The sequence below is a fragment of the Streptomyces sp. NBC_00876 genome (assembly GCF_045207435.1).
In the GTDB taxonomy this organism is placed as follows: domain Bacteria; phylum Actinomycetota; class Actinomycetes; order Streptomycetales; family Streptomycetaceae; genus Streptomyces.
In genome coordinates this window covers 464,562-489,582 of sequence record NZ_CP108800.1, presented here as the reverse complement: position 1 = coordinate 489,582, position 25,021 = coordinate 464,562, and the positions used below count along the sequence as shown (strand labels likewise).

Genomic DNA, 25,021 nt, shown 5'->3' with positions numbered 1-25,021 from the left:
GAAGAGTGGCAGTCCATCGGTCATCTGTGCGGTGCGCCTGCTACAGGGGGATGGCGTCGCCGTCCCGGCCGCTCTGCTGCTCACTGCGCTCGTGCAGCTTCCTGGCCTTCTCCTGGAGCCGCCGACGCTGCTCCGGGTCGCCGGTGCGTTCCGCGGCCTCGGTCATGTGCCTGGCCTTCTCGCGCATCTGCTCGGCTCGGGCGGATTCTCCTGCAACGCTCATCGTCGCTCCTTGAACGGTAGGGAAGAGCGGGCCCCTTCAGAGAAGCAGTGCGGCGCGGGCGTCGCATGCCGAAGCGCTACGCACCGTAAGGACGCCTGCTGGGGCGCCGTGGGGGAGAGGAATGCGGGAGCGCGGGCGCCGACGGCCCTACCGGCGGAAATCCGGGCGGCGGACGCTGGCATGATCAGGGGTATGAACGAGCGCATGATCGCCGCGTGTGACGGGGCGTCCAAGGGTAATCCGGGGCCCGCGGCCTGGGCCTATGTGGTGGCCGACGCGGAGGGCAGGCCGCTGCGATGGGAGGCGGGACCACTGGGCACCGCCACCAACAACGTGGCCGAGCTCACCGCCCTCCAGGAACTCCTGGAGTCCGTCGGTCCGGCCGTGGCGCTCGAGGTGCGGATGGATTCGCAGTACGCGATGAACGCGGTCACCAAGTGGCTGCCGGGCTGGAAGCGCAACGGCTGGAAGACCTCGGCCGGCAAGCCCGTCGCCAACCGCGAGCTGGTGACCCGCATCGACGCCCTGCTCACCGGACGCGCCGTGGAGTTCGTCTATGTGCCGGCCCACCAGGTGGACGGCGATCCGCTGAACGCGCTGGCCGACCAGGCCGCGAGCGAGGTGGCCGTCGCGCAGACCGCCGCGGGCACCTCGCAGGGCTCCGCGGACCTGCCCGTTCCCGCGCCCGCCCGCGCCACCGAGCAGCGGCGCAGTGCCGGTGCGGCGAAGCGGACGGACGGTACGCCGCGCTCCGGCGCCACCATCCGGGCCCGGTTCGCGGGCCGGTGCCACTGCGGAAAGCCGTACGCGGCCAAGGAGATGATCGCGAAGAACGACCACGGCTGGGGCCACCCGGAGTGCCGGACCGCGTCCGCCTGACGAGCGGGCCGCCCCCTGGCCGGGCGGCGCGATCCCGCCCGCGCGGGGGGTCGCGCATGCCATGATGCGGCTCCGGCGGTGTGAGCGGTCCGGCCGCCGCACCTGCGGGATTCCGCTACACGCTGGGGGGCGTATGGAAAGCACGGTTACGGTGCTGCGTGAACTGCGCGGGGCGCAGAAGTCGGCCAAGGGGGTCTCGCTCTACTCGCGGTACGTGAACCGGCCGGCCGGGCGGATCTTCGCCGCCGCCGCGTTCCGGCTGGGAATGACACCCAATCAGGTCACGTTGGTGAGTGCGGCGTTCACCTTCGCCGCTCTCATCGCCGTGGCCCTGGTCCGGCCCGGCTGGGGGCCGGCTGTCCTGGTCTACCTGGGTCTTGCCGTGGGCTTCGCCCTCGACTCGGCGGACGGGCAGCTCGCCCGGCTGACCGGGCGCGGCGGCCCCGACGGCGAATGGCTCGACCATGTCGTCGACTGCGCCAAGATGATCCTCGTCCACACCGCCGTACTGATCTCGTTCCACCGCTTCTTCGACCTGACCGCCGACGGCTGGCTCCTTGTGCCGCTCGGCTTCCTGTTCGTCGCGGTGCTCACGTTCTGTGCGGGGCTGCTGCGTGAGCAGCTCGGCAAGGCGGCCGCCCGTAGCGGGCCGGCGGGCGGCGCGGCGCCCGGACCTGTCTCCCGGCTCCGCGCCGTGGCCCTGCTGCCGGCCGACTACGGGGTGTTCTGCCTGGTGTTCCTGCTGCTCGGCGACGAGACGGCATTCCGTATCGGCTATGCCGTTCTCGCCGCCGTGCACGCACTGTTCCTCGTGGCGTTCCTCGCCAAGTGGTTCAGGGAGCTGAAAGCGCTCCGGGCGCCGTGACCAGCACGTCCAGCGCCCGGCGCAGCTGGGTGCTGGACGTGTGCACGGTGTACGGGAAGTAGACGACCTCCACTCCGACCTCGGCGAAGTCGCGTTCGAGGCGCCTTCCCTTGTCCGTGTCGCGCCAGTCGTCCCCCTTGAAGATGACGTCGAACCTGACCTGCTGCCAGGTCACGACCTTGTCGGGGACGGTCTCGACGAACGCCGCGTCCACGTACCGCACGCTCCGGATGATCTCCAGGCGCTCCGGCAGCGGAATGACCGGCTTGTGCCCCTTGGCGAGCGTGGCCATCTCGTCCGAGACGACCCCCGCGACCAGGTAGTCGCACTGACTGCGGGCGTGCCGCAGGATGTTGAGGTGGCCTATGTGGAACAGGTCGTAGACCCCCGGTGCGTAGCCGACCCTGTGCACCATCCGTTCTCTCCCCCCACGGTGAAGGTGATGCCCGTGTCCCCTCGGCAGTTATCCGGACATCGCATCCGGTCCGGTGGGATATCGGTATCGGTGGTGATCGTGCAATGACCTTACTGTGAAGACCACTTGCGCATCTCGTGAACGGATAAGCTCACTTTTGGGGCTGTTCCTTGGGGGGAACACAGGTGGCTCCGGGGGGAAGGCGATCGGCCGATGCCAGACGCAGAGCACCACAAGCCGTTCGAGCACCGCCGCCTGCTGGTGGTCTCGACGAACTACGCACCGGAGCTGACCGGGATCGGTCCGTACGCCGCCCAGCTCGCCGAGCACTGGGCCGGGTCCGGGGCCGAGACCCACGTGCTGACCGGTATGCCGCACTACCCCGCCTGGCGGACCGAGGCGGCGTACCGCGGGGTGTGGCGGGCCGAGGAGGAGCGCTCGGGCGTCACCGTCCACCGGCGGCGGCATTACGTGCCACCCCGTCAGAGCGCCCTGCGCAGAGCGGCGTTCGAGGCGAGCGTCCTGGTGCACGGCCTCGTCTCTCCGCCCGCGCTGCGGCCCGACGCGGTGATCTCCCAGATGCCGAGCCTCGCGGGAGGGGTCATCGGGGCCCGGCTGGCCCACCGCCACCGGGTTCCCCACATACCCGTCGTCCAGGACCTGATGGGCGCCGCCGCCGCGCAGAGCGGGATCCGCGGCGGTGACCGGGCGGCGGCTCTCGCGTCGAGGGCGGAGCGGTACGCACTCGGCGGCGCCGCCCTCGTCGGAGTCATCCACGAGAGCTTCGTCCCCCGCGTCACCGCCTACGGAGTGGACCCCGGACGCATCCGGGTCGTCCCCAACTGGAGCCATGTGCAGGCGCCTTCGGCCGACCGTGCCGCGACCAGGGCCCGGCTCGGCTGGTCCGAGGGAACCCCCGTGGTCCTGCACTCCGGCAACATGGGACTCAAGCAGGGCCTGGAGGTCCTCGTCGACGCGGCCCGGCTCGCCCCCGGCATCCGCATCGTGCTGATGGGCGACGGCAATCAGCGCGACGCGCTGCGGGCCCGCGCGACGGGCCTGCCCAACCTCGAATTCCTGCCGCCGGCCGGAGCCTCGGAGTTCACCGACATCCTCGCCGCCGCGGACGTCCTCGCCGTGACCCAGCGGGCGTCCGTGCTCGACATGAGCGTGCCCTCCAAGCTCACCTCCTACTTCGTCTCGGGCCGCCCGGTCGTCGCCTCGGTGGCCGGCGGGGGCGGCACCGCCCAGGAGGTGCAGCGCTCCGGAGCCGGACTCCTCGTCGCACCCGAGGACCCCGCCGCCGTGCTCGCGGCGGTCCGCAAGCTCGTCGAGGCACCCGCCGCCGCCGACGAACTCGGCTCCCACGGGCCGCAGTACGTGGCACGCCACCTGGGACGGGAAGCCGCTCTCGCCCGCTTCGACGCCCTGCTCACCGAGGTCCTTCAGGACGCGCAAGGGAGACCACGCCGATGACCCATCCGATCCGCGCGCTGGAGGACCAGGACGAACCCGCGCTCCTGAGGGATCAGTTCCGCCAGCTCCTGCGCTACCGCACCCTGCTCGTCTGCGGCGTCGTCGCCGGACTGCTGGGCGGTGGCTGGCTCGCCCTGAGCGGCGAGGACACGTACACCTCCACCGGCGAGGTGTCCGTACGCTCCGCCGCATCCGACCCGTTCGCCGCCGGTGCCTCGGCCGACAAGGGCATCAACATCGGCTCCGAACGCCAGACCGCCGTCAGTGACGCCGTGGGAACGGTGGCCGTCGGCTCGCTCACCAAGCTCGGCGACCCGGTGGAGGTCGGGAAGCTGCTCACCGGGCTCCAGGTCACCAACCCGCCCAACACCCTGGTGCTCAGGTTCTCCTACACGGGCCGCACCCCGGAGCAGGCGAGGGCCAGAGCACAGGCCCTCGCCGAGGCCTACCTGGAGATCCGCCGGGAGCGCACCGAGAACAGCATCGACAACATGGTCGACGGCTACCGCGCCCAGCTGAAGCCACTCACCGAACAGCGCGACCGGCTCGCCGAGCAGGAGACCGGCACCGTGGGCGACGACGTCACCAGCGCACGGGCCAACCTCATCGTCTCCATCTCCGAACTGAGCCAGAAGATCTCGGAGTTGCGCGCCCTGGACACCACACCCGGCTTCCTCAACAAGAAGCCCGTCGTGCCCGAGCATCCCAGCGGCGCCGGACTGCCCCTGCTGCTCGGCCTCGGCGCCGTCGTCGGGCTCGCCCTCGGTCTGCTGCTGTCCTGGGTGCGACTCGTCTTCGACCCGGCCGTCCGCTCCACCAGGGAACTCGTCCGCTCGCTCGGGGCCCCGCTGCTCGGCACCCTGCCCAGGGAACGGGCATCGGCGGGCGCCCTGCTCGCCATCGGCCGCAGCGGCAGCAGGCTGGCCGAGGAGTACCGGGCGGTGGCCTTCCGGCTCGCCTACGACCCCTCGTTCACCGAGCGCCGCCGGCTCCTGGTCACGGCGCCCCGCGGCGACAACGCCATGGCGACCGCCGCCGCGGTCAACCTCGCCGCGGCCTTCGCCGAGATGGGCCGCGACGTCCTGCTGGTCGAGGCCGATCTGCGGACGCCGTCGCTGGCCTGGGACCTCGGCGCCGCCGTCGCGGGCGGCCGGCCCCGCTGGGCCGAGGACCGCGACGAGCGGAGCTGGCCGTCGGACAGCCGCACCAATGTGGACGTGCCCGGGTCGGGAGCCTTCACCCTGATCGCCGGCCGCCCGATGGACAACGTACCGCGCGCCCTGACCTCCGCACCCGTCGGCCGGATCCTCGCCGAGGGCGGCAGGCCGGGAGCCGTCGTGATCGTGCTGGCCCCGCCCGTCCTCGCGTACGCCGACGCCGTCGCGCTCATCGACCGGGTGGAGGGCGTGGTGGTGGTCTGCGACCCGCGCGAGGTGCACCGCAGCGACCTGGAGCGGATCCGCGAGATCATCGGCGCGGCGGGCGGCTCGGTACTCGGCACCCTCCTGCACCCCGGACACGGACGGTTCGAGCGCCGGGCCCGCCGGAAGGCGGCCGGGCGGCAGGCCCGTGGCCGGCAGGCCCCCGGCGGGCCGGAGCGACGCGGCAGGACGGACGGGCCGGGCCGGCCCGAGACGGACGGCCGCACCGGCGACCCCACCGAGACACTCGGCCTGCGCACCCTGGACGGCGGCAACGGACGCGGCGGCAGCGGCCGCAGCAGCACCGCGGGACGCAGATGAGGGCCCGCACCGCGATCGTCTGCTCGGTCGCGGACCAGGGGGTGGCGGCGCTCACCAACATCCTGGTCCTGGTGGTGGCCGCCCGGCTCTCCACCGTCGCGGACTTCGCCCGCTTCTCCGCCGTCTACCTCGTCTTCACCGTGCTGCTCGGAGTGTCCGGCGCCTACACCGGGCAGCCGCTGGTGCTGCGCCGCGGGGCGGGCGACGCGACACGCGGCGCCTGCCGTTCGGCGCTCGGCTTCACCCTGCTCGCCTCGGCCGCCCTCGGCGGCCTGCTCGCCGCCGTCTGCGCGCTGCTGCCGGGGGAGACGGCACGGGCCCTGACGATGCTGGGCCTCGTGCTGCCCGTCGTCCTCGGACAGGACACGGCCCGCTACGCCTTCGCCACGCTCCAGGCGCAGCACCTGGCCCTGGCCGCCGACACGCTCCGGCTGGTCTGCGTCCTCGGGGCACTGGCCGTACAGCCCCACGGAACCCCGGCCGCCCGGCTGATCGTCGTCTGGGGTCTGTCCGCACTGCCCGCGCTCCTGCTGTCCGCGGCCGTGCTGCACCGGCGGACGGCCGGCGCCCCCGTGCTGCTCGGCCCCCTGCTGCGAAAGGGGCACCTGGGCCAGCGGTTCGTCGTCGAGTTCGGGGTGGGCAACGCGACCAGCCAGCTCTCCGTGCTCGGGCTCGGCCTGGTCGGCAACCCCCTCGTGGTCGGCGCCCTGCGCGGCGCGACCACGCTCTTCGGCCCGCTGAACGTGCTGTTCACCTCGGCCACCGGCTTCGGCCCGCCGGTTCTGGGACGCCTCGCCACCGACCGGCTCAGGGTGCGTGCCACCGCTGTCCTGGCGGCGGCCCTGGCGCTGACCGCCGCGGGCTGGGCCACCGTGCTCGCCCTGCTGCCCGGATCGGTGGGCCGTCATCTGCTCGGCGACACCTGGCCCACCGCGGCGGCCCTGCTCCCGGCGACCGGCAGCCAGTACGCGGCCATGGCCGTCGGCACCTGCGGACTGCTGGCGCTCAGACTGCTCGATCCACGCACCACGCTCTCCATCCAAGTGGTCTTCTCACTCGCCGCCGTCGCCTTCCTGACCGGCGGATACGTGCTCGGCGGAGTGACGGGCGCCGCCTGGGGCCTGTGCCTGGGTTCCGTCTGCAAGGCGCTCGCCACGTGGACCCGGGTGGCCCGGCTGACCCGTGACGGCGCGGCGGTGCGCGCCCCGGTCAGCGCGGCCGCTGCCGGCTCCGGTCCCGGAACGTCGTGATCAGTGCCAGGCACAGCGCCGCGATGGCGAGCTTCCCGACGGCCTGGAGCAGCGGACCGCGCAGCAGGATGAAGGTGTATCCGGCGATCAGCGGCGCCGCGATCGCCAGCACACTCCCGGGTCCGGGCCCTTCCCGCGAGACCGCGCGCGCATAGCGGCGGTCGGTCCGCGCGGCCGCGTAACCGATCAGGGCGAGACCTCCGATCGTGCCCGGCGCCCCGAAGTCGACCCAGAGCTCCGTCCACAGCGGCGCGGAGAGGTTGGTCATGTTCATCCCCATCCACTGGCCGACGCGCACCCCCGTGTCCTCCGGCTTGCCGCTCCACGCCGACCGGGGTACGAAGAAGAAGACGGAGCCCGCGAGCTGACGGCCGTAGGTGTGACCACGGGTGTCGACCCAGGAGATGGTGTTGGCGAACATGACCGTCTGGTCGTAGTCCTTGGTGGCCAGCGGCTCGAACACCGACGAGGACTGCACCGGCCGGTACCCGGATTCGTCGTAGCGGAACCGGTCCGCGTACGGGAACAGCACCAGCGCCCCGATCACCCCCATGGCCAGCACCGAGCGGTACATCGCCGCACTGCTGGGGAACGCCGTGAACAGCAGCGAGACCAGCACCGTCAGGAACCAGTAACGGGCGTTGGAAACCGGGTTGTTCACCACCAGGTTGACCACCGCCAGCGCGAACCAGACCAGCACGGTCGACGGCGAGCGCCGGGCCCGGCGCGAGGTCACCAGCCTCCGGGTGAAGAAGAGCAGCGCCAGCAGCGCCGGCACCGTACCGAAGCCCTTCAGGAACGCCGATCCCACATTGGACCCGCCGGACGCCACCCCGCTCTCGGCGACCGAGGCGCTGATCTCCTGCCTGCTGGAGAAGAACACGGCGGGCCCGCCGAGCTTCAGGACGTAGTAGCCGCTCGCCGCGAACGCGAGCAGCACCAGCAGCCGCAGCCGGACCGGGTGCGCCGTGGCGGGACCGCCGCCGCCCCCACGGGCCGCGCCGCGCCGCCGCAGCGGGCGCCGGGACGCCAGCAGCGCCCCCAGGTCGAAGGCCGCACACCCCACCAGGATCAGCGCGATCGCCGTGACCAGGTCGGAGCGCGGGCCGACCATCGGTGTGGGCGTCTGCCCGATCACGGCCTGGGCGAACGGCGCCACACCCATCGCGATGTACACGAACATCCAGAAGACGCCCTGCAGCAGCCGCCGCCGGGTGGACAGGATCATGGTCGCGAGCCGGGCCCCGGCGTAACACGTCAGCACGAGCTGCAGCCAGTACGCGGTGTCCCGGGCCCCGGTCCCCGGCTGGGCGGCGATCAGTGCCGGCAGGAAGCAGACCAGCCCCAGAATGAGCGGCACGGCCATCGCCCGCGACAGCATCGCCCAGGACATCGGCTTGGCGGGGGGCTCCACGGGATGGCGCGGACCGCTCTCCCGTACGGACGCGATGGGTGCCGTCCCGTGCCCGGACGTCATGCGTTCCCCGTTCCGTGAGCCTGTGAACACTCTAACGAACCAACCCACTTGAGGGGATGTGATGACTAGTCTGTGAACAGCTGCCGAGGTCGAGGGGAACCCTGGTGAAGATCCTGCACATCGTCACACTGCACACCCCGGACCACGCCTTCGGCGGTCCGACCCGGGTGGCCCTGAACCTCTCGAAAGCCCAGCGGGCCGGGGGCGACGACGCCCGGATCATGGCCCTGGGCGACGGATTCGCGGGTCCGCTGCCCGGCGAGGTGGAGGGAGTGCCCGTCCACCTCTTCCAGGCGCGCCACCTGCTGCCGGTGTTCGAGGTCAGCGGCATCACCTCCGGCGCGCTGCTGCTGGCCGCGCGCCGCATGATGCGCGGCGCCGACCTGGTCCACGTCCATCTGATGCGTGACCTGGTGACGCTGCCCGCCGCGCTGCTCGCCCTGGCCACCCGCACCCCGCTCGTCGTTCAGACCCACGGCATGGTGGACCCCACCGAGAAGCGGGTGGCGCAGCTGACCGACCTGCTGGGCGTACGCAAGGTCCTGCGCGGCGCGGACGCGGTGCTCCACCTGACCGAGGCCGAACGCGTCGATGTGAACGCCGTCGCGGCCCCGGTGGCGCTCACCCGGACGGTGCGCCTGGTCAACGGCGTACGCCCGCAGGAGTTCAAGCCCGCCCGCGACCCCGCACGCCCGCCGACGGTGCTCTTCCTCGCCCGGATCCAGGAGCGCAAGCGGCCGCAGGACTTCGTCGCCGCGATGCCCGCGGTCCTGGCGAAGCACCCGGACGCCCGGTTCGTGCTGGCCGGACCGGACACCGGCGCCCTGCCCGGGACTCTCGAACTGGCGGGCAGGCTCGGTGTGCTGGACTCGCTGGACCATGTCGGTCCGCTCGGCCACGAGGAGGTGCTGGCCGCCGGACGGCAGGCCGATGTGTACGTCCTGCCGTCGGTCGAGGAGCCCCTGGGAGTCTCGGTCCTCGAGGCGATGTCCGTCGGCACCCCCGTGGTCATCACCCGCACCTGCGGCCTGGGGCCCGATGTCGCCAGGGCCGGAGCCGGCCGGGTGATCGACAGCCGGACGGGCGAGGACGAGGCCAACGCGGCGAAGGTCGCGCAGGCCGTTCTGGAGCTGCTGGAGCCCGCGGCCAACGCCCGGGCGGGGAAGGCCGCCTGGGACCTGGTCAACGAGGGCTTCACCATCGACGTCGTGACCCGGACGCTCCGGCGGACCTACCAGGACGTGGTCCGCCGGAAGCGCGGATGACTCAAGCGGAAGGCCTCTCCCGCGACTTGAGGGCGATCTGCCACCGGTAGAAGCTCATCGCCAGGGCGAAGTCGAACCCCGCCCGGCCGTCCAGGAAGCCCCGCCGGTACAGGTACATGTACGCGAAGGACACCAGCGGTTTGAACGGTGCCTTGTGGAACAGCTGCCCCTGCCGGGACTTGACCCGGCGCACCTGCTCCTTGACGTCGGGGTGGTGCTCCAGCCACGCCTCCCAGTCCGAGTACCGGTTGTGCCGTTCGAACCACGCGGTCACCGGGTCGAGATCCTGGTGCTCGATCGGGTTGCGGAGCGATCCCGCACTGTCGGCGACCGGCTGGTAGTGGCCCTCGACCTCGCCGATGCCGGGCGCGTCGAGATCCCCCACCTCCGGGTAGTGGCTGCGGGTGCGGTCGGTCAGTGACCGCTTGCGGATGGTGTAGCCGTGCCGCAGCCGCTTTCCGGAGAACCAGTACCCGAGCGGAATGTCGTACGCCGCCGGTCTGGACGCGGCCGGACCGGCGAAGACCTGCCGCAGCTCGGCCAGCAGTCCCGGGCTCAGCCGCTCGTCCCCGTCGAGCAGCAGGATCCAGTCCAGGTCCGTGCGGACGTGGTCCAGACACCACTGCTTCTTCCGGGGATGCCCGCCGTCCCAGGTGTACATGACGACCTCGGCCCCGCACTCCGCGGCGATCTTCGCCGTGTCGTCGGTGCTGTGCGAGTCGACGACGACGACCGCCTCGAAGTGGCCGAGGACCGACTTCACCGCCTCGGCGATGTTGAGCCCCTCGTTCTTCGTGGGGATCGCCACGGCTATCGGCAGCTTGCTCATCCGTTGTCTCCTTCGGGCAGCCAGGCGTAGCAGCCTGTGGAGGTGAAGGTGCGGGCCGCCGCCGGGATCGTGATCACGGTCCGTTCGCCGGCGCCGGACGAACCCGATCCCAGGTCCTTGCCGTTCGCCCCGGTGATCTGCCAGGCGCAGTTCCCGGTGGGCGTGACGTCGCGGTAGCGGCCCGGCCGGAGTGCGGACCCTCGGTGCGTGCCGTCGGCGTAGCCCCGGGCGGCCTCCGTCACCAGGTCCCGGTGTTGGGTGCACAGATGCTCGACGGCGGGCTTCGCCCCGGCGATCTCACCGGTGAGGACGGCGCCGACCGCCGTGTCCCGGTCCACCTTGACCAGATACGTCAGCCGGTCGCAGGTCTCCTGCCCGGTCTGGAGCACCGCCGCCGGGTCCATGCCCTGGGGGACCCTGTCGACCAGGTACTCCTTCTGCTTCTTGGTGAACGTGCCGGTGGCCGGGGTCAGTTCGCCGGCCGGAATCTTGGGCGGCTCACTGGTCCTGGACGGTTGCGGACCGGTGGACGAGGAGCCCTCGGGCCCCGCCTGAGGCCCGGCCGAGGGCTCCGAGGATGCCGCAGGACCGGCGCCGGCCGCCTTGTCCTCGCCTCCGCCGGAGGACGAGCCACACGCGGCCAGCGCCGCCGTCATGAGGACGACGGCGGCGCCGGCCAGGAACGGATACCTCATCCACCCGTCCTCAGGGCGTAGTGGGCACTGACCGTGGAGCCGGACAGCGCGGTGGGGTAGACGGCGGTCTCGTCGATCTGCCCGGCGAAGAAGTTGCTCGTCGGACGGTTCGGCCAGCTCGCGAGGTTGTCCCCGCCCACCCGCCAGTAGCCGGGGTAGCTCTCGCTGCTCGTGTACAGCGGGTTGGAGGCGCGGAGCTGTCCGTCGACGTACAGGGCCATACCGCCGGTGCCCTGCGTGGCGACGACATGGTGCCAGGCACCGTCGTTGTACGCGGCCGGTGTGGTGACGGTACGGGTGCTGCTGTCGTACACGCCGAAGGACAGCCGCCCGTTGTTGAGCATGTACACGTGCTTGTCGTACTGGACGCTGTTCTCCATGGTCATGTTGCCGAACCCGATGATCTTCCCTCCCCGGGTCGTGGTCGTCTTGATCCAGGTCTCCACGGAGAACCTGGTGGGCTGTGCGTGGCGCCGGTTGCTGTACGCGTACTGCGTGGACCCGTTGAAGCCGATGGCGGTCGAAGGGCCGGCCACGGCCGCGGGGGTCTGCCGGTAGGAGGGTGCGTTGCGCAGGAAGCCGTTGTCCAGACCCGCCCCCGTGTCGGCGGCGAAGGTGGACGTCCCCTCGTCGTAGCGCCAGTACAGGGTGGCGCCGTCGGAGAGCACCCGGGCCGGGTAGCTCTCGGCGGTTGAGGCCACGGTCGCGGTCACCGCGGGGGACTTGGCGCTGGTGTTGGTGCCGTCGCTCGCGCTGATCCGGTACGTGTGGGTCTCACCCGGGGCGACGTCGGTGTCCGTCCACCGCAGCTGGGGGCGGTCCCAGAAGACGGAGTATCCCGTGGTGGTGTGGACGGGAGTGGCTGCCCCGTCCCGGTAGATCCGGTAGGTGAGCTCCCCGTCGTCCGTGTCGAAGCTCGACTGCCAGTTGACGTCCACCTTGTCCGCGGCGACCGTGGAGACGCTGACGTTGGGCACCCAGGGCGCCCCGGTGTCGGGACCGTCGGCGAACCGGGTCAGCCCCTGCTGGGGTGAGCTGTTGACGGTGGTGAACTCACCGCCCACCCACAGGTAGTGGCGGCCGCCCTTGTCGGTCTGCGCCATCACCCGCGGGCCCACCGGTTCCCCGATCCCGTCGTTGGTGTCCGGGAACCACGGCAGCAGCTTCGGATCGTCGACGGACTGCGCCAGCAGATGCTTGCGCGGCTGGTCCGGGAACTCGCCCATCGAGGCGCAGTCATGGGCGTGACTGCCGCTGTAGAGCACCCCGTCGTGCACCAGGACGGCCTGCGTGGCGCCGAGGCAGGTGTCCCGCCACACCTGCTGAAAGGTGGTCAGGTCCACCGCGATCCGGCCGTCGAAGACACCGCCACCGGTGCCCTCGTTGGCGGTGTAGAACTTGGTGGCGTCCGTGGTGAGATCCTGCACCGTCGAGGTGTTCGGGATGAAACCGGGGTAGCTCTTGTCCAGAGCCCCCGTCGTCGCGTTCACCACCGCGAGCGCGTGCGAGGTGGTGCCGTTGACGGTGAAGAAGTCCCCGCCGATCAGCACGTGCTGCCCGTCGGGGGTGACCTCCACCGCGCGGCCCACCTCGTCCGTATTGGCCGTCCACGGCTTCAGCGCGGCGCCCGTGGTGACGGCGGCGAACTTGTTCCGGGTCTGTCCCGCCACGGTGTTGAAGTCGCCTCCCAGGTACACCGTGTCGTCCGTGACGGCGAGGGCCCGGACGGTCGCGGACACGGCGACCTTGAAGTTCTGCCGGGGCGTGCAGGTCGCGGTGTCGATGGCCGCGATGTTACTCACCCCGACCCCGTTCACCGACCCGAACTGCCCTCCCGCGTACAGGGTTTCACCGTCCGGGGACAGCACCAGGGAACGCACGGTGGCGGTTCCCGAGGAGAGCGTGAACGACAGGCTGCAACCTGTCGGCGCCCCGGTCGCCGCATCGAAGGCGGCGAAGTTCACCGCGGGCTGCTCGGACGTACCGGACGGGGCGTCCGGCGGCCGTACGGTGGAGAAGGTGCCGCCCGCGTAGACCACACCGTCGGCCGACGCGGCCATCGACCAGACGATGCCGTTGGTCTGCCAGGTGGACAGGTCGTCCGCGGTGAGCGAGACCGGCGGGGTGAGGGCCGCGGCCGGGGAACCCCCGCCGGCGGCGGCGCTCAGGGCCCCGGCGAGCAGGCAGAGCGCGGCGGCCGCGGCACGCGTGCGGCCGCGTGCACCGGGACTGCGCCCCGTACTTTCGTTCATCATTCAGCTCCGAAGGTGAGAACGAGCTGCGGCCGGTGGGCCGCGGTTGCGACCTCGCCCGACCAGACGCGCAGACTGTCCGTCCCGCTGCTGGTCAGGGCGAGTGAGGAGGCGGAGCGCAGGGCCCCGCCCGGTGCCGGCGTGTTCGGCTCCACCGCGTAGCCGGTGGAGACGGCGGTTGCGCCGGAGATGGTCCCCGGTACCGTCGAGGCGAGCGACGGCCGGGTGGTGCGGGTGGCCGCCGGCTCGGTCCGCGCGCCGGTGACCGGCACGCGTGGGCGGCTGCGGGCCGGGCCCGCCGTGGAGTGCGGCGAGGTACGGAGGATGAGCCGGGCGCTCCTGAGCACCTGCCCGGCCGCGGGGGCGGGGACGGCGGCGAACACGCCGCTGCGGCTGTGTCCGAGAGGTCCTGGGCGGCTCATCGGTCCACCCGCACGGCCGCTCCGGTGAGCTGGTCGGTCAGCTGCCGGACATCGGCGTCGACCATGATCCGGGCCAGCTCCCGCGACTTCACGGCGGGCTTCCAGCCCAGTAGCTCCGCGGCCTTGGAGGCGTCCCCGATCAGTGCGTCGACCTCGCTGGGGCGCTCGTACTTCGCGTCGTAGCGGACATGCTCGCGCCAGTCGAGACCGGCGTGCTCGAAGGCGTACTCCAGGAACTGCCGGACACTGACCCCTTCACCCGTGGCCACCACGTAGTCGTCCGGGGTGTCGCACTGGAGCATCCGCCACATCGCGTCGACGTACTCGGGGGCGTATCCCCAGTCGCGTACCGCGTCCAGGTTGCCCAGATGCAGTTGCGTCTGGAGACCCGCCTTGATCCGGGCCACCCCGCGGGTGATCTTCCGGGTCACGAACGTCTCGCCGCGGCGCGGCGACTCATGGTTGAACAGGATTCCGTTCACCGCGAACATGCCATATGCCTCACGGTAGTTGACCGTCGCCCAGTACGAGTAGACCTTGGCGACGCTGTACGGGCTGCGCGGATGGAACGGGGTCCCTTCGTGCTGCGGCGGCGGGTTGGCGCCGAACATCTCCGAGGAGGACGCCTGGTAGACGCGGGTGTCGATGCCGCTGGCGCGCACGGCCTCCAGCAGCCGGACCGTGCCGAGCCCGGTGATGTCGCCCGTGTACAGCGGGGCGTCGAAGGAGACCCGCACATGTGACTGCGCACCCAGGTTGTAGACCTCGTCGGGCCGGATGTCGCGCAGCAGGTTCACCAGGGCGACCCCGTCGGCGAGATCGGCGTGGTGCAGCACGAACGTCCGGTTCTCCTCCTCCGGTCCCTGGTAGATGTGGTCGATCCGCTCGGTGTTGAAACTCGACGAGCGGCGTATGAGGCCGTGGACCGTGTATCCCTTCTGGAGCAGCAGCTCGGACAGGTACGAACCGTCCTGTCCGGTCACGCCGGTGATGAGCGCGGTCTTCGCCACGTCTCCCCCTTCTGTGGTCGCCCGAGAGGCGGTCGGTCAACACCGAAATTTCAGAGTTTGAGCGAGTTGCGGCAAAGGGTCACCGCGTCAAACGGCTGCTGGCACAATCCGAGCCATGACGACTGATCTCCCCGGCCCTCCCCAGGAATCCGTCCCGTCCCTGCTAAGCCCCGGCGCCCGTGTGTTCGTCGCCGGCCACCGCGGTCTGGTGGGCTCGGCGCTGGTGCGCCGTCTCACCGCCGGCGGACATGAAGTGATCACCCGCGACCGCGACCGCCTCGATCTGTGCGACGCCGAGCGGACCGGGGCCTTTCTGCGTGATACGCGGCCGGACGCCGTGGTGCTGGCCGCCGCCAAGGTCGGCGGGATCATGGCCAACAGCACGTACCCCGTGCAGTTCATCGAGGACAATCTGCGCATCCAGCTGAGCGTGATCGCGGGCGCGCACGCCGCCGGGGTCGAGCGGCTCCTCTTCCTCGGCTCGTCCTGCATCTATCCCAAGCTGGCCCCGCAGCCGATCCCCGAGACCGCCCTGCTCACCGGCCCGCTGGAGCCGACCAATGAGGCGTACGCGCTCGCGAAGATCGCCGGAATCGTGCAGATCCAGTCCTACCGCCGCCAGTACGGCGCCTCGTACATCAGCGCCATGCCGACCAATCTCTACGGACCGGGCGACAATTTCGACCTGGAGACCTCGCATGTCCTGCCCGCCCTGATCCGCCGCTTCCACGAGGCGCGGCAGAGCGGGGCGCCCGCGCTCACGCTCTGGGGCTCCGGAAGCCCCCGGCGCGAATTCCTGCACGTCGACGATCTGGCAGCCGCCTGTGTGCTGCTGCTTGAGCGGTACGACGGTGACGCGCCCGTCAACGTCGGTTCCGGCGAGGATCTGACGATCCGTGAACTCGCCCTGACCATAGCCGAAGTGACGTCCTATCAGGGGCGGATCGACTGGGACACGGCCAAGCCGGACGGCACGCCGCGCAAGCTCCTGGACGTGTCCCGGCTGTCCTCGCTCGGCTTCGAGCCGCGGATCCCGCTGCGTGACGGGATCGCACGGACCTACGCGTGGTGGCTGGAACGGCAGGGCGCACAGGTCTGACGGACTTCCCGGTCCGGGCGGTCCGGCCGGGCGGGACGCCGCCGCGCGGCGCCCCGCCCGGCCCTCTGCTGTACCGCGCATCCGTCCCCGCCGCTCTCAGTAGGCCCCGCGGCCGTCGGTGACGGCGCGCAGAGTACGGGCCATGAGCCCCATGTCCGTGGCCACCGACCAGTTGTCGACGTACCAGAGGTCGAGCGAGACCGTCTCCTGCCAGGACAGGTCGGACCGCCCGCTGACCTGCCACAGCCCGGTCAGGCCGGGTTTGACCGCGAGCCGCCTCAGCTCGCGCTCGTCGTAGCGGGACACCTCGTCCGGCAGCGGAGGACGCGGACCCACCAGGGACATGTCCCCCTTGAGGACGTTGACGAGCTGGGGCAGCTCATCGAGGGACGAGCGGCGCAGCAGCCGGCCGATGCGGGTGACCCGCGGGTCCCGACGCATCTTGAACATCGGTCCGTCGTTCTCGTTCGACACGACGAGCCGCGCCTTGTGTTCCTCGGCGTCCACCACCATCGAGCGGAACTTCCACATGGTGAACGGACGGTTGTGCTGCCCCTGGCGGATCTGCCGGTGGAAGACCGGCCCGTCCGAGGTGAGCCGGACCGCCACGGCGACCAGCAGCAGCAGCGGGGCCAGTACGACGAGGCCGAGGGCGGCGCCGGTGCGGTCCACCGCCGCCTTGAGGGCAGGCTGCACCCCCCGGCGCAGCGGAGGCACGATGTGCAGCAGGGTCAGCCCGGCCGCCGACGACGGGCGGACCCGGCCCGCCGCTATCTCCGACAGGTGGGAGAGCACCGACAGTTCGAGGCCGCCGTCATGCAGCCCCCAGGACAGCTGCCGTATCCGTTCCTCGGCGAGCTGCGGCCCCGGCACCACCAGGGCCAGGTCCGCCTCCTGGGCGAAGGCCGCACCCAGGACCGTCGAGGCGTCGTCGTCGGCGGGCGCCGGTGCCAGCCGCCCCGGCACCGGGGCCTCGCAGGTCAGCGCAGCCGTTCCCACGGGCACGGCGGCCACCACGAGGTAGCCGTGATCCGCCCGCGCGGCGAGCAGTCGCACCGCCCGGTCCACCCCCGCGGCCTCGCCGACCACCAGTACGCGGCGGACGGTCCGGCGCCGCCCGGCCCACGGCAGCCGCCGCGCCCCGGCCAGCGCCACGGTCGCCAACAGGCCGGGGATCAGCGCCATGACGGCCGTCGCCGGGTCGATGGACGGGTCGGCCACGGTCCACAGGACCGCCAGCAGGCCGATGAGCAGCAGCCAGTCCCCGGGCGCGGTCAGTGCCCCCGGAGGCCGCGCCGTGTACCGGCCGCGCGCGGCCCGTACCCCGGACCACATCACCGCCGCCGCCACCGCGCCGGCCAGGGCCCTGGGCTGTCCGTCGGTGCGCAGGACGAGCCAGGCGGGCAGCCCCAGGCCGAACAGGTCGAAGCAGATGACGAGTGGCAGATACCGGCCGGGGCCGCGCTTCGGTCCGGGCCGGGCAGAACGTTCGCGCTGTACGGTCGGGCCCTGTCGCAGCCGGTCGACGACGTGGCTGCGGGGCCGGTTCGAAGCGGTCCGCGGACGAGGCGCCCCCGCCAGTCCCACGGGTCCTGATATCTCGGATTCGGGTAGCTCGACATGCCCCATGAACCCCCCAGTCACAGTTGCATTGCCACAAACGGGGCGCATCCGCCGATCCTGTGGACTGACGGACGCGCCCTCGCTCGGTGCACGATATCCACACACGTGCCATTTCGCTGGAGTTCCAGTGAAGTTCAGACATGCGGGGCGATCCGGAACTCGTCCCGTTCCGTACCTGATCTCAGCTTCTGTGGGCGGCTGTTGGTATTTGGGACCCGCCGGAATCGGATGGTGTGTGGATATGTACCTCCGCCCCGTCAACTACTGTACGTGGCCGCGTGGTTGCTCCGTGGGCTCCGGTGGCGCCCGGGTCTGCGGGGCCGTCTGGGAGAATGCACCGCCGGGGGAAGGCGCCCGGCCACGAGCGAAAGAGGGACGCACGGTGACTCCCGCGGAGACGAACTGGGCCGGCAACATCACGTTCGGGGCGAGGCGGGTGTGCGTGCCCCGGTCGGAGGCCGAACTGAGGGAGACCGTGGCCGCCGCCGGCTCGGTGCGGGCCCTGGGCACCCGGCACTCCTTCAACACGGTCGCCGACACGGCCGGGGACCTCGTCTCGGTGGCCGGGCTGCCGCGCGTGGTCGACATCGACCCGGCGGCGCGCGCCGTCACGGTGAGCGCGGGGCTGCGCTTCGGTGAGTTCGCCGGCGAGCTGAACGAGAACGGCTTCGCGCTGCACAATCTGGGCTCGCTGCCGCACATCTCGGTGGCCGGAGCCTGCGCGACCGGCACCCATGGTTCGGGCGTCGGGAACCGCTCCCTGGCAGGCGCCGTCCGGGCGCTGGACATGGTCACGGCGGACGGCGGGACGCGCACCCTGCGGCGCGGGGACGCGGACTTCCCCGGCGCGGTGGTGTCCATGGGCGCGCTGGGCGTGGTGACCCGGCTGACGCTGGACCTGGTGCCGGCCTTCGACGTCCGGCAGTGGGTGTACGAGGAACTGCCCGAGGCGACGCTGACCGCGCGTTTCGACGAGGTGATGTCGGGCGCGTACAGCGTCAGCGTCTTCACCGACTGGCGGCCGGGACCGGTGGGCCAGGTGTGGCTCAAGCAGCGGGTGGGGGACGAGGGGCCGCAGCAGGCTCCGGCCGAGTGGTTCGGCGCCCGGCTCGCCGACGGTCCGCGCCACCCGATCCCCGGCCTGCCGGCCGGCAACTGCACCCGCCAGCTGGGTGTCCCCGGACCTTGGCACCGGCGGCTGCCGCACTTCCGGCTGGAGTTCACCCCGAGCAACGGGGACGAGCTCCAGTCGGAGTACTTCGTGGCGCGGGAGGACGCCGCGGCCGCGTACGAGGCCGTCGGCAGGCTCCGGGACCGGATCGCCCCGCTGCTCCAGATCTCCGAGATCCGGACCGTCGCCGGCGACGACCTGTGGCTGAGCCCCGCCCGCGGCAGGGACTCGGTGGCCTTCCACTTCACCTGGGTGCCCGACACCGCGGCGGTCGCACCGGTGCTCGGCGAGATCGAGGAGGCGCTGGCGCCCTTCGGCGCGCGTCCGCACTGGGGCAAGGTGTTCACCACCGCGCCCGATGTCCTGCGTACGCTCTACGGTCAGTACGAGGATTTCGAGGAACTGACGCGGCGGTACGACCCCTCCGGCACCTTCCGCAACGACTTCCTGGACCGGCACTTCCCGAGGTGACCCCCGGTGCCCCGTCCGCGCGGCGGGATCAGCGGCCCTCGCGCTCGTCCCTCGCCCGGAACGGCCAGGCGGCCGCCGATCTGCCGGGCGCGAGCTGGTCCACCACCTCGGCCAGCTCCTCGCAGGCGCGTTCGATCCGGCGCCGGACGTTCTGCTGTTCGGCGACGACGGCGGCCAGCAGGAGCGAGGTGAGTGCCACGGCGCCGTTGAGGACCGTGAGGTTGACCATGATCTCGACGATGGAGTGGTTCGCGAACGGGCCGACCCTGTCCGTCCCCGCGACGATCGCCAGGACGGAGACCAGCAGGGCACACGGCGCACTGCCCGCGAGCCGGAAGCGCAGCGCGGCCCAGATGATGATGGGGAACACCAGGTAGAGCATCGCCAGCGAGCTCCGCGTGGCCACGAGCGCCCCCGCCACCGCGACGATCAGCAGCGCCCCGGCCTCCGCCCACCGGTCGGTGACGCGTGGCATCCGTGCCTTGCGCATCACGAGCAGCAGCGGGGTGACGACGAGCACTCCGATGACGTCCCCCGCCCACCAGGCGGCCCAGACCGGCCAGAACGCGCTGAGCGGCAGCTTGTCGTCGGCCACCAGCATCGCGGTTCCCGTGGTCGCGCTGATCACCATCCCGGCCAGCGCACCCAGGAAGACCAGGACGACACCGTCGCGCAGCCGGTTCAGTTCCGTACGGAAGCCCGCCCTGCGCAGTATCAGGTACGCGCAGACGGGGGCGAGCGTATTGCCCGCCACGACGACAACGGTGGACGGGGTCACCGTGCCGCTGAGCGTGACGATGACGACCAGCGAGCCGAGCGCGATCCCGGGCCAGATGCCCAGCCCCAGTAACAGCAGGCAGCTCAGCGCGATACCGGTCGGTGGCCACAGTGGTGTGACCACCGCGCCGTGGATGGTCACCTGACGGACCAGGCCCAGGCGCGCGGCCAGGTAGTAGGCAGCGGCGACGGCCAGGATGCGCAGCAGCGCCACGGCCGTACGTCGGGTCCTCTCGCTGCGGATCACGGTTCTCATCAGACACCGGCCCCTGCGGACGGCGGCTGTGTGACACGCACAGGTCTCGGCGGCGGCCTCATCCGGGGGCGGCGGGAAGCGCCTCGTGACGCAGGACGAGCACCGCGGCGTCGTCCTCGTGCCCGGTGCGCTCCGCCGACCCCAGGATCGCGTCGGCCAGCTCGTCCGCGTCGTCGCCCACCCGGGAGCGCACCAGCCGCACGACGTCGGCCAGACCCTCGTCGATGGCGTACGACGGGCCTTCCACCACTCCGTCGGTCAGCAGGACGAAGGCTCCGGCGGCCGTGAGCCGGCGGGTGGTGACCGGGTACGCCTCACCGGCCTGGATCCCCAGGGGCAGACCGCCCTCGTCCTGTGTGGTGCCCGCCCTGCCGTCGGCGGTGGCCCACACCCCGGCCACGTGTCCGGCCCGCGCGCTCCGCAGTTCCCGGGTGCGCGGGTCGAGCCGGACGAAGGTACAGGTGGCGAGGAGACCGGAGTCCACCGACACCAGCAGGTCATTGGTCCGGCGAACCACCTCGCCCGGATCGGCCGCGGTCCCCGCCAGCGCTCGCATCGCGATCCGGATCTGGCCCATGAAGGCCGCGGCCTCGACGTCATGCCCCTGCACGTCTCCGATGGCGAAGGCCAGCGAACCGTCCGGGAGTGTGAACCCGTCGTACCAGTCGCCCCCGATGTCCAGTCCGCTGCGCGCGGGTGCGTACCGGGCAGCGGTCTGCAGTCCGGGCAGGGAGGGCAGGGCGGCGGGAAGCATCTCGCGCTGCAGCGCCTCGGCCAGCTCCACCCGCGCCTGGTGCAGCTCCACCTCGCGGCGTGCCCGGGAGGTGAGGTGATGGAGCGTGGTGAGCAGTTCCTCGGCGCTGGCCGAGCGGGGAGGACGCCGCCGGTTCATGGGCCGCTCCGCAGGACGCGTGAGAGGGCGAGCCGCACCACGGGGTCTGCCGTGGTGCGACGGTCCGGGAGGTCGGTGCCGGCTCCGGACGGGACGGGTTGCGCGGCCCGGCTGCCGCGGACGCCGCTGACTGCATCCTATTGCGGCAGCGGGATGCGCGCAGGGCGGCAGCGGGGTCCGCTCAGAGCGAGCGGGCAGGGCCGGTCGGGTGGATCCTGGGAGTGGACCCGTGCGGCGGCGGCGCCTGCGGCCGGTGCGGGCCCTGGAGGTGCGCGATGAACCGCACGATGGAGTGGACGGTCCGTGTCGACCTGTCCGAGGAGGACGGGACGACGAAGGCGGAGGCGGTGCTGGACACCGGGACGGCGAAACTCACCGGCCACGGGATCGCCCGCTGCAGCCCGCAGGACCCGGACGTGCCCACCATCGGGGACGAACTCGCGGCCAGCCGTGCGATGCGCGACGTGGCGGGTCAGCTGATGAGTGTGGCCGACCGCGCGCTCGGCGAGGTGGGTGCGGGATCCTCCCAGGGGCCAGTCCCGCCGCCGTACGCCTGGTCGGACGCGACGGCCTGAGGCGGGCGCCGCGCCGCCCGGCGGGTTGCCGGCGCACACCGGCATGGACCGGTCGGGGAGTGGGAGTGTCATCGCCGCTGCCCGCCGGGGCCGCCGTAGCGTGACCGGGGCAGTGGCCGGGGAGTCGACCGGCCGACGGATACGAACCCCCGGGTGACGCCATGTGCTGGAGTGCGACCGCCGATCTCGTCGCGGGCACCGTGGTGGCGGGAATCGGTGCGGCCTGCGTCGCGCGCACCCGCCGGGCCCGGGACCTTCCGCTTGCGGCCCTGCCGCTGCTCCTGGGGGCCCACCAGATCATCGAGTCCGCGGTCTGGCGCGCGGACGGCGGCGACGGCCCGGCCACCATGGCCTGGGCGGTCATCGCCCTGCCGCTCCTGGCTCTGTGGGTGCCGCTGGGCGTGCTGTGCGCCGCCCCGCCGCACGCACGGCTGCGCCTCGCGGTGCCGCTGGCGGCCGGTGCCGCGACCTGCGCCGCTCTCGCGTACAGCCTGGCCACCCGGCCCGTGACCGCGCAGATCCGCGGACACACCCTCGGTTATGTGCTGGACCTGCCGCGTCCCCAGCTGCTCGTCGCGGGCTACCTCCTGGCCACCGTGGGTTCGCTGCTCCTGTCCGGCGACCGCCGGCTCGTGTGGCTCGGCGTGGTCGTCGCCGGCGGGGCCGCGGTCTGCGCGGCGCTGTGGCGGCTGGAGTTCATCTCCACCTGGTGCGCGTTCGCCGCCGTGTGCTCCGTGGTCCTCCTCGGCTGGTCCGGCAGGCGTCCCGCCGGGCCCGCCCGGATCTGACGGACGGTCCACCGGGTCCTCGCGGTCGCACCGGCCGGTGTTCGACAGAACGCCGGCGTCGGCCGCGACAGCCGCCACGACGTCTGCCAGGACCTCCGCCGCCACGGTCTGGGACAACAGCGACACGGCGACCCTGAGGGACGAGCACGGCCACAAGGCCGACTCCACGTCGTGGGGCCGCCACCACCACGGCCCGCGCCGCTGAACCCGCTGCCGGCAGCCCCCTGGACCCGGGGCCGCCACCGGCGTCCTGACCGCGGCGCACCACGGCCCGACCGCCGGGGTGCGCCGCACCCATGTGCCGGTCAGGAGGCCCCGTCGGCGGGAACCTCCTGCTCGGTCCACAGCGCCTTGCCGTAGGTGCTGTACCGGGTTCCCCAGTGCGTCGCGAGCTGCGAGACGATGAACAGCCCGCGGCCGCCCTCGTCGACGGTGCGGGCATGGCGCAGATGGGGCGCCACCGGGCTGGTGTCATGGACCTCGCAGGTGAGGGTGCGGTCCAGCAGGAGCCGCAGATGCAGGGGCGGCGTTCCGTAGCGGACCGCGTTGGTGATCAGCTCGCTGACGATCAGTTCGGTGGCCTCGATCGTGTCCTCGTCGAGGTTCCAGCCCTCGAGCCGGTCCCGGACCAGGGTCCGGGCCACGGCGGGCGTGGTCCGGTCGTGGGCCAGTTCCCACGTCGCCACCCGGTCGGGCGGGACGACGCCCGTCCTGGCGAGGAGCAGCGCGGCGCCGTCGGGATGGGCTTCGGCGGGCAGGTTGTAGACGATGGCGTCGCACAGGTCCTGCAAGCGGCGGTCCGGATAGGCGAGTGCGTCCTGCACCCTGGCCACCGCCCGGCCGTCGGCCAGGAGCGAACCGGTGAGCAGGGCCAGCACACTGCCTTCGTCGAGCTCGACCGTGGCGGTGGCGAACGGGGCACTGTCCTCGGAGAACAACGGCGGTCCCTCCGGCACGTCGAGGACGACCGGACGCCCGTCCGGGGCGACGGCGACCGGCGCCGGATGCCCCGCCCTGGCCACCGTGCAGGTCCGGGAGAACGGGTCGTAGACCGCGTAGAGGCAGGTGGCGGTGAGCGGCTGTTGGTGCAGTGAGTCGCCGGGCGGAAGGGACCGGCGCTCGCGGGCCAGCCGTTCGGCCGTGTCGTTGAGACGGGCCAGCACTTCGTCCGGTTCGAGGTCGAGACCGGCCAGGGCGTGGATCACCGTACGCAGCTGCCCCATGGTGATGGCGGTCTGGAGCCCGTGCCCCTCGACGTTGCCGATGATCATTGCGGTCCGCGCACCCGACAGCCCGATGGTGTCGAACCAGCAGCCGCTGTTGCGCCCCGGAAGCAGCACGTGCGCGGTCTCGACGGCGATCCGGGCACCGTCGTACTGGGGGAGGAGCCTGCGCTGCACGGTCGAGGCGATCACGTGGTCGCGGGCGTAGCGGAGCGCGTTCTCGATGCTCAGAGCCGCATGGGCGGCCGCTGTCAGCGCGAGGGCGAGATCGTACTCGTCGTACGGCTCGGAGCCCCGGTGCCGGTAGAAGCTCACCAGGCCGAGAACGGCGCCGTGCACCTTCAGCGGAGCCACGATCAGCGAGTGGGCCCCGTTCACCTCGATCAGCCGCGCCGTGGCGGGATCCGAGTCCAGCCAGGGGGTGTCCGGGCCGAGTGCGACGAGACGGGGGCGCAGATCGGTGACGGCGAGCGCGAACGGGGTGTTCGCCGGGAGCCGCCGCAGCTCTCCGACCCGGCCGTCCCCGTCGGCGCCGCGCATCGCCGCGCGGCGCAGCGGGACATCGTGTTGCAGTGGGCTCAGCGGAGTGTTCGCGCCGCGCAGGACTTCGTCCACCACCTCGACCACCGCGAAATCGGCGAACCGCGGCACCAGAGCCGAGACAAGACCCTCGCACGCCGCGGCCACATCGAGGGAGTGGCCCACCTCCCTGCGGACGGCCGCCAGGCAGTCCGACCGCAGGTGCGCCTTCTCCCGTTCGTTGACATCGACCACCGCGGCCAGCAGTCCGAGCGGGCGGCCCGAGGGATCGTCCAGGCGGTGGACGGTGACGTTCAGACTGTGGCCGGGGACCTGCGCCCCCATGATCCGTCCGCGGATCACCCGGTTGAGGACGGGCACACCGCTCTCCAGCACCCCGCGCAGCAGCCGTTCCGATTCCTCGGGTGCCTCGAGTTCGTACGCCTCGGTGAAGTACAGCCCCACGATCTGCTCGGGAGGGACCGTGTCCGACAACGCATTGACGCGTTCGACCCGCAACTCCGTGTCCAGCACGTGCAGTCCCACCGCGGACTGATTGAACAGCGTGTCCAGGAGCGCCCCCGCCATGGGGCCGGCGGGGGACGGCCCGGGGGGCGTTACACCTGCGTCCGACACCTTGCACCCCCATCGTTCTGCGTCACCCCTGTGGCACGGCAGCTCTGCGGACAGCCTGTGCACGCCCCGCCCGGGCCGCCACCGCGCTGCGGCAGACGGGTGAATTCCGCACCCGGAGCCGGCCCCGGAGTGCGCTCCGGAGAACGTCCGCCCGGACGGCAACCTTTCCGGGCCCGGCGGCCACTGAGGTG

At 72.1% G+C, this 25,021-nt stretch carries 23 protein-coding genes; 11 read left to right on the top strand and 12 right to left on the bottom strand.

Features of this window, described 5'->3' with window-relative positions; all coding sequences use genetic code 11:
* Window positions 1-40: 40 nt before the first annotated feature.
* Window positions 41-223, bottom strand: a complete 183-nt coding sequence (locus OG782_RS02215) for a DUF6381 family protein (RefSeq protein ID WP_406447679.1) — start codon at window positions 221-223, stop codon at window positions 41-43.
* A 192-nt stretch (window positions 224-415) separates the two neighbouring features.
* On the opposite strand from OG782_RS02215, the gene OG782_RS02210 reads away from it, so the two are divergent.
* Both OG782_RS02210 and OG782_RS02205 read left to right on the top strand, forming a co-directional pair.
* Window positions 416-1,102, top strand: a complete 687-nt coding sequence (locus OG782_RS02210; protein ID WP_406447678.1) for a ribonuclease H — start codon at window positions 416-418, stop codon at window positions 1,100-1,102.
* 133 nt (window positions 1,103-1,235) lie between these two features.
* Entirely contained in the window at window positions 1,236-1,967 is a 732-nt protein-coding gene (locus OG782_RS02205; protein ID WP_406447677.1) for a CDP-alcohol phosphatidyltransferase family protein, read from the top strand.
* On the opposite strand, the gene OG782_RS02200 is transcribed toward OG782_RS02205, so the two are convergent.
* Window positions 1,936-2,382, bottom strand: a complete 447-nt coding sequence (locus tag OG782_RS02200) for an adenylyltransferase/cytidyltransferase family protein (protein WP_406447676.1) — start codon at window positions 2,380-2,382, stop codon at window positions 1,936-1,938. The genes OG782_RS02205 and OG782_RS02200 overlap by 32 nt on opposite strands.
* A 213-nt stretch (window positions 2,383-2,595) precedes the next feature.
* On the opposite strand from OG782_RS02200, the gene OG782_RS02195 reads away from it, so the two are divergent.
* The 3 genes from OG782_RS02195 to OG782_RS02185 are packed head-to-tail and all read left to right on the top strand — an operon-like array spanning window position 2,596 to window position 6,850.
* Entirely contained in the window at window positions 2,596-3,858 is a 1,263-nt protein-coding gene (locus tag OG782_RS02195) for a glycosyltransferase (protein ID WP_406447675.1), read from the top strand.
* Complete coding sequence (locus OG782_RS02190; RefSeq protein WP_406447674.1) at window positions 3,855-5,600, top strand: lipopolysaccharide biosynthesis protein; 1,746 nt, start codon at window positions 3,855-3,857, stop codon at window positions 5,598-5,600. The genes OG782_RS02195 and OG782_RS02190 overlap by 4 nt, the downstream gene beginning before the upstream one ends.
* Window positions 5,597-6,850, top strand: a complete 1,254-nt coding sequence (locus tag OG782_RS02185) for a hypothetical protein (RefSeq protein ID WP_406447673.1) — start codon at window positions 5,597-5,599, stop codon at window positions 6,848-6,850. Before OG782_RS02190 ends, OG782_RS02185 begins: the two co-directional genes overlap by 4 nt.
* On the opposite strand, the gene OG782_RS02180 is transcribed toward OG782_RS02185, so the two are convergent.
* A complete protein-coding gene (locus OG782_RS02180) occupies window positions 6,810-8,327 on the bottom strand; it encodes a hypothetical protein (protein ID WP_406447672.1) in 1,518 nt (505 codons plus the stop codon). The two genes, OG782_RS02185 and OG782_RS02180, sit on opposite strands and share 41 nt — an antisense overlap.
* A 104-nt stretch (window positions 8,328-8,431) precedes the next feature.
* On the opposite strand from OG782_RS02180, the gene OG782_RS02175 reads away from it, so the two are divergent.
* Complete coding sequence (locus tag OG782_RS02175; RefSeq protein ID WP_406447671.1) at window positions 8,432-9,592, top strand: glycosyltransferase; 1,161 nt, start codon at window positions 8,432-8,434, stop codon at window positions 9,590-9,592.
* Between the two features lies 1 nt (window position 9,593).
* Here the strand turns inward: OG782_RS02175 and OG782_RS02170 are convergent, their stop codons facing one another.
* Genes OG782_RS02170 through gmd form a run of 5 tightly spaced genes read right to left on the bottom strand, consistent with a single transcriptional unit; the run spans window position 9,594 to window position 14,800 of the window.
* Window positions 9,594-10,421 carry a glycosyltransferase family 2 protein gene (locus OG782_RS02170; protein WP_406447670.1) on the bottom strand — a complete coding sequence of 276 codons (828 nt, stop codon included), beginning with the start codon at window positions 10,419-10,421 and terminating at the stop codon, window positions 9,594-9,596.
* The gene (locus tag OG782_RS02165) at window positions 10,418-11,116 is read right to left on the bottom strand and encodes a hypothetical protein (RefSeq protein ID WP_406447669.1); all 699 of its coding nucleotides are present in this window, start codon (window positions 11,114-11,116) and stop codon (window positions 10,418-10,420) included. Before OG782_RS02165 ends, OG782_RS02170 begins: the two co-directional genes overlap by 4 nt.
* A complete protein-coding gene (locus OG782_RS02160) occupies window positions 11,113-13,368 on the bottom strand; it encodes a LamG-like jellyroll fold domain-containing protein (protein WP_406447668.1) in 2,256 nt (751 codons plus the stop codon). The genes OG782_RS02165 and OG782_RS02160 overlap by 4 nt, the downstream gene beginning before the upstream one ends.
* The gene (locus tag OG782_RS02155) at window positions 13,368-13,790 is read right to left on the bottom strand and encodes a hypothetical protein (protein ID WP_406447667.1); all 423 of its coding nucleotides are present in this window, start codon (window positions 13,788-13,790) and stop codon (window positions 13,368-13,370) included. Before OG782_RS02155 ends, OG782_RS02160 begins: the two co-directional genes overlap by 1 nt.
* A complete protein-coding gene (gene gmd, locus OG782_RS02150) occupies window positions 13,787-14,800 on the bottom strand; it encodes a GDP-mannose 4,6-dehydratase (protein ID WP_406447666.1) in 1,014 nt (337 codons plus the stop codon). The genes OG782_RS02155 and gmd overlap by 4 nt, the downstream gene beginning before the upstream one ends.
* A 115-nt stretch (window positions 14,801-14,915) precedes the next feature.
* On the opposite strand from gmd, the gene OG782_RS02145 reads away from it, so the two are divergent.
* Window positions 14,916-15,899: a GDP-L-fucose synthase family protein gene (locus tag OG782_RS02145; RefSeq protein WP_406447665.1), complete on the top strand. Its 984-nt coding sequence runs from the start codon at window positions 14,916-14,918 to the stop codon at window positions 15,897-15,899.
* 96 nt (window positions 15,900-15,995) lie between these two features.
* Here OG782_RS02145 and OG782_RS02140 read toward each other — a convergent pair whose 3' ends face one another.
* The gene (locus OG782_RS02140; protein WP_406447664.1) at window positions 15,996-17,486 is read right to left on the bottom strand and encodes an exopolysaccharide biosynthesis polyprenyl glycosylphosphotransferase; all 1,491 of its coding nucleotides are present in this window, start codon (window positions 17,484-17,486) and stop codon (window positions 15,996-15,998) included.
* Between the two features lie 418 nt (window positions 17,487-17,904).
* Here OG782_RS02140 and OG782_RS02135 point away from each other — a divergent pair, with 418 nt between their 5' ends.
* Complete coding sequence (locus tag OG782_RS02135) at window positions 17,905-19,164, top strand: FAD-binding protein (RefSeq protein ID WP_406447663.1); 1,260 nt, start codon at window positions 17,905-17,907, stop codon at window positions 19,162-19,164.
* A gap of 28 nt (window positions 19,165-19,192) precedes the next feature.
* Here OG782_RS02135 and OG782_RS02130 read toward each other — a convergent pair whose 3' ends face one another.
* Together OG782_RS02130 and OG782_RS02125 are read right to left on the bottom strand one after the other, a co-directional pair.
* Window positions 19,193-20,188, bottom strand: coding sequence for an MASE1 domain-containing protein (locus OG782_RS02130; RefSeq protein ID WP_406458800.1), 996 nt, complete (start codon window positions 20,186-20,188; stop codon window positions 19,193-19,195).
* 67 nt (window positions 20,189-20,255) lie between these two features.
* Window positions 20,256-21,089 carry a PP2C family protein-serine/threonine phosphatase gene (locus tag OG782_RS02125; RefSeq protein WP_406447662.1) on the bottom strand — a complete coding sequence of 278 codons (834 nt, stop codon included), beginning with the start codon at window positions 21,087-21,089 and terminating at the stop codon, window positions 20,256-20,258.
* 275 nt (window positions 21,090-21,364) lie between these two features.
* Between OG782_RS02125 and OG782_RS02120 the strand changes: the two genes are divergently transcribed.
* From OG782_RS02120 to OG782_RS02110, 3 genes are all read left to right on the top strand, one after another.
* Window positions 21,365-21,664 (top strand): DUF1876 domain-containing protein, encoded by a 300-nt coding sequence (locus tag OG782_RS02120; RefSeq protein WP_406447661.1) that lies wholly within the window; start codon window positions 21,365-21,367, stop codon window positions 21,662-21,664.
* 161 nt (window positions 21,665-21,825) lie between these two features.
* Window positions 21,826-22,452 carry a DUF6629 family protein gene (locus tag OG782_RS02115; protein WP_406447660.1) on the top strand — a complete coding sequence of 209 codons (627 nt, stop codon included), beginning with the start codon at window positions 21,826-21,828 and terminating at the stop codon, window positions 22,450-22,452.
* A gap of 37 nt (window positions 22,453-22,489) precedes the next feature.
* Window positions 22,490-22,657 carry a hypothetical protein gene (locus OG782_RS02110; protein ID WP_406447659.1) on the top strand — a complete coding sequence of 56 codons (168 nt, stop codon included), beginning with the start codon at window positions 22,490-22,492 and terminating at the stop codon, window positions 22,655-22,657.
* Window positions 22,658-22,757: 100 nt separating this feature from the next.
* Here the strand turns inward: OG782_RS02110 and OG782_RS02105 are convergent, their stop codons facing one another.
* Window positions 22,758-24,830: a SpoIIE family protein phosphatase gene (locus OG782_RS02105; RefSeq protein ID WP_406447658.1), complete on the bottom strand. Its 2,073-nt coding sequence runs from the start codon at window positions 24,828-24,830 to the stop codon at window positions 22,758-22,760.
* Window positions 24,831-25,021 lie beyond the last annotated feature (191 nt).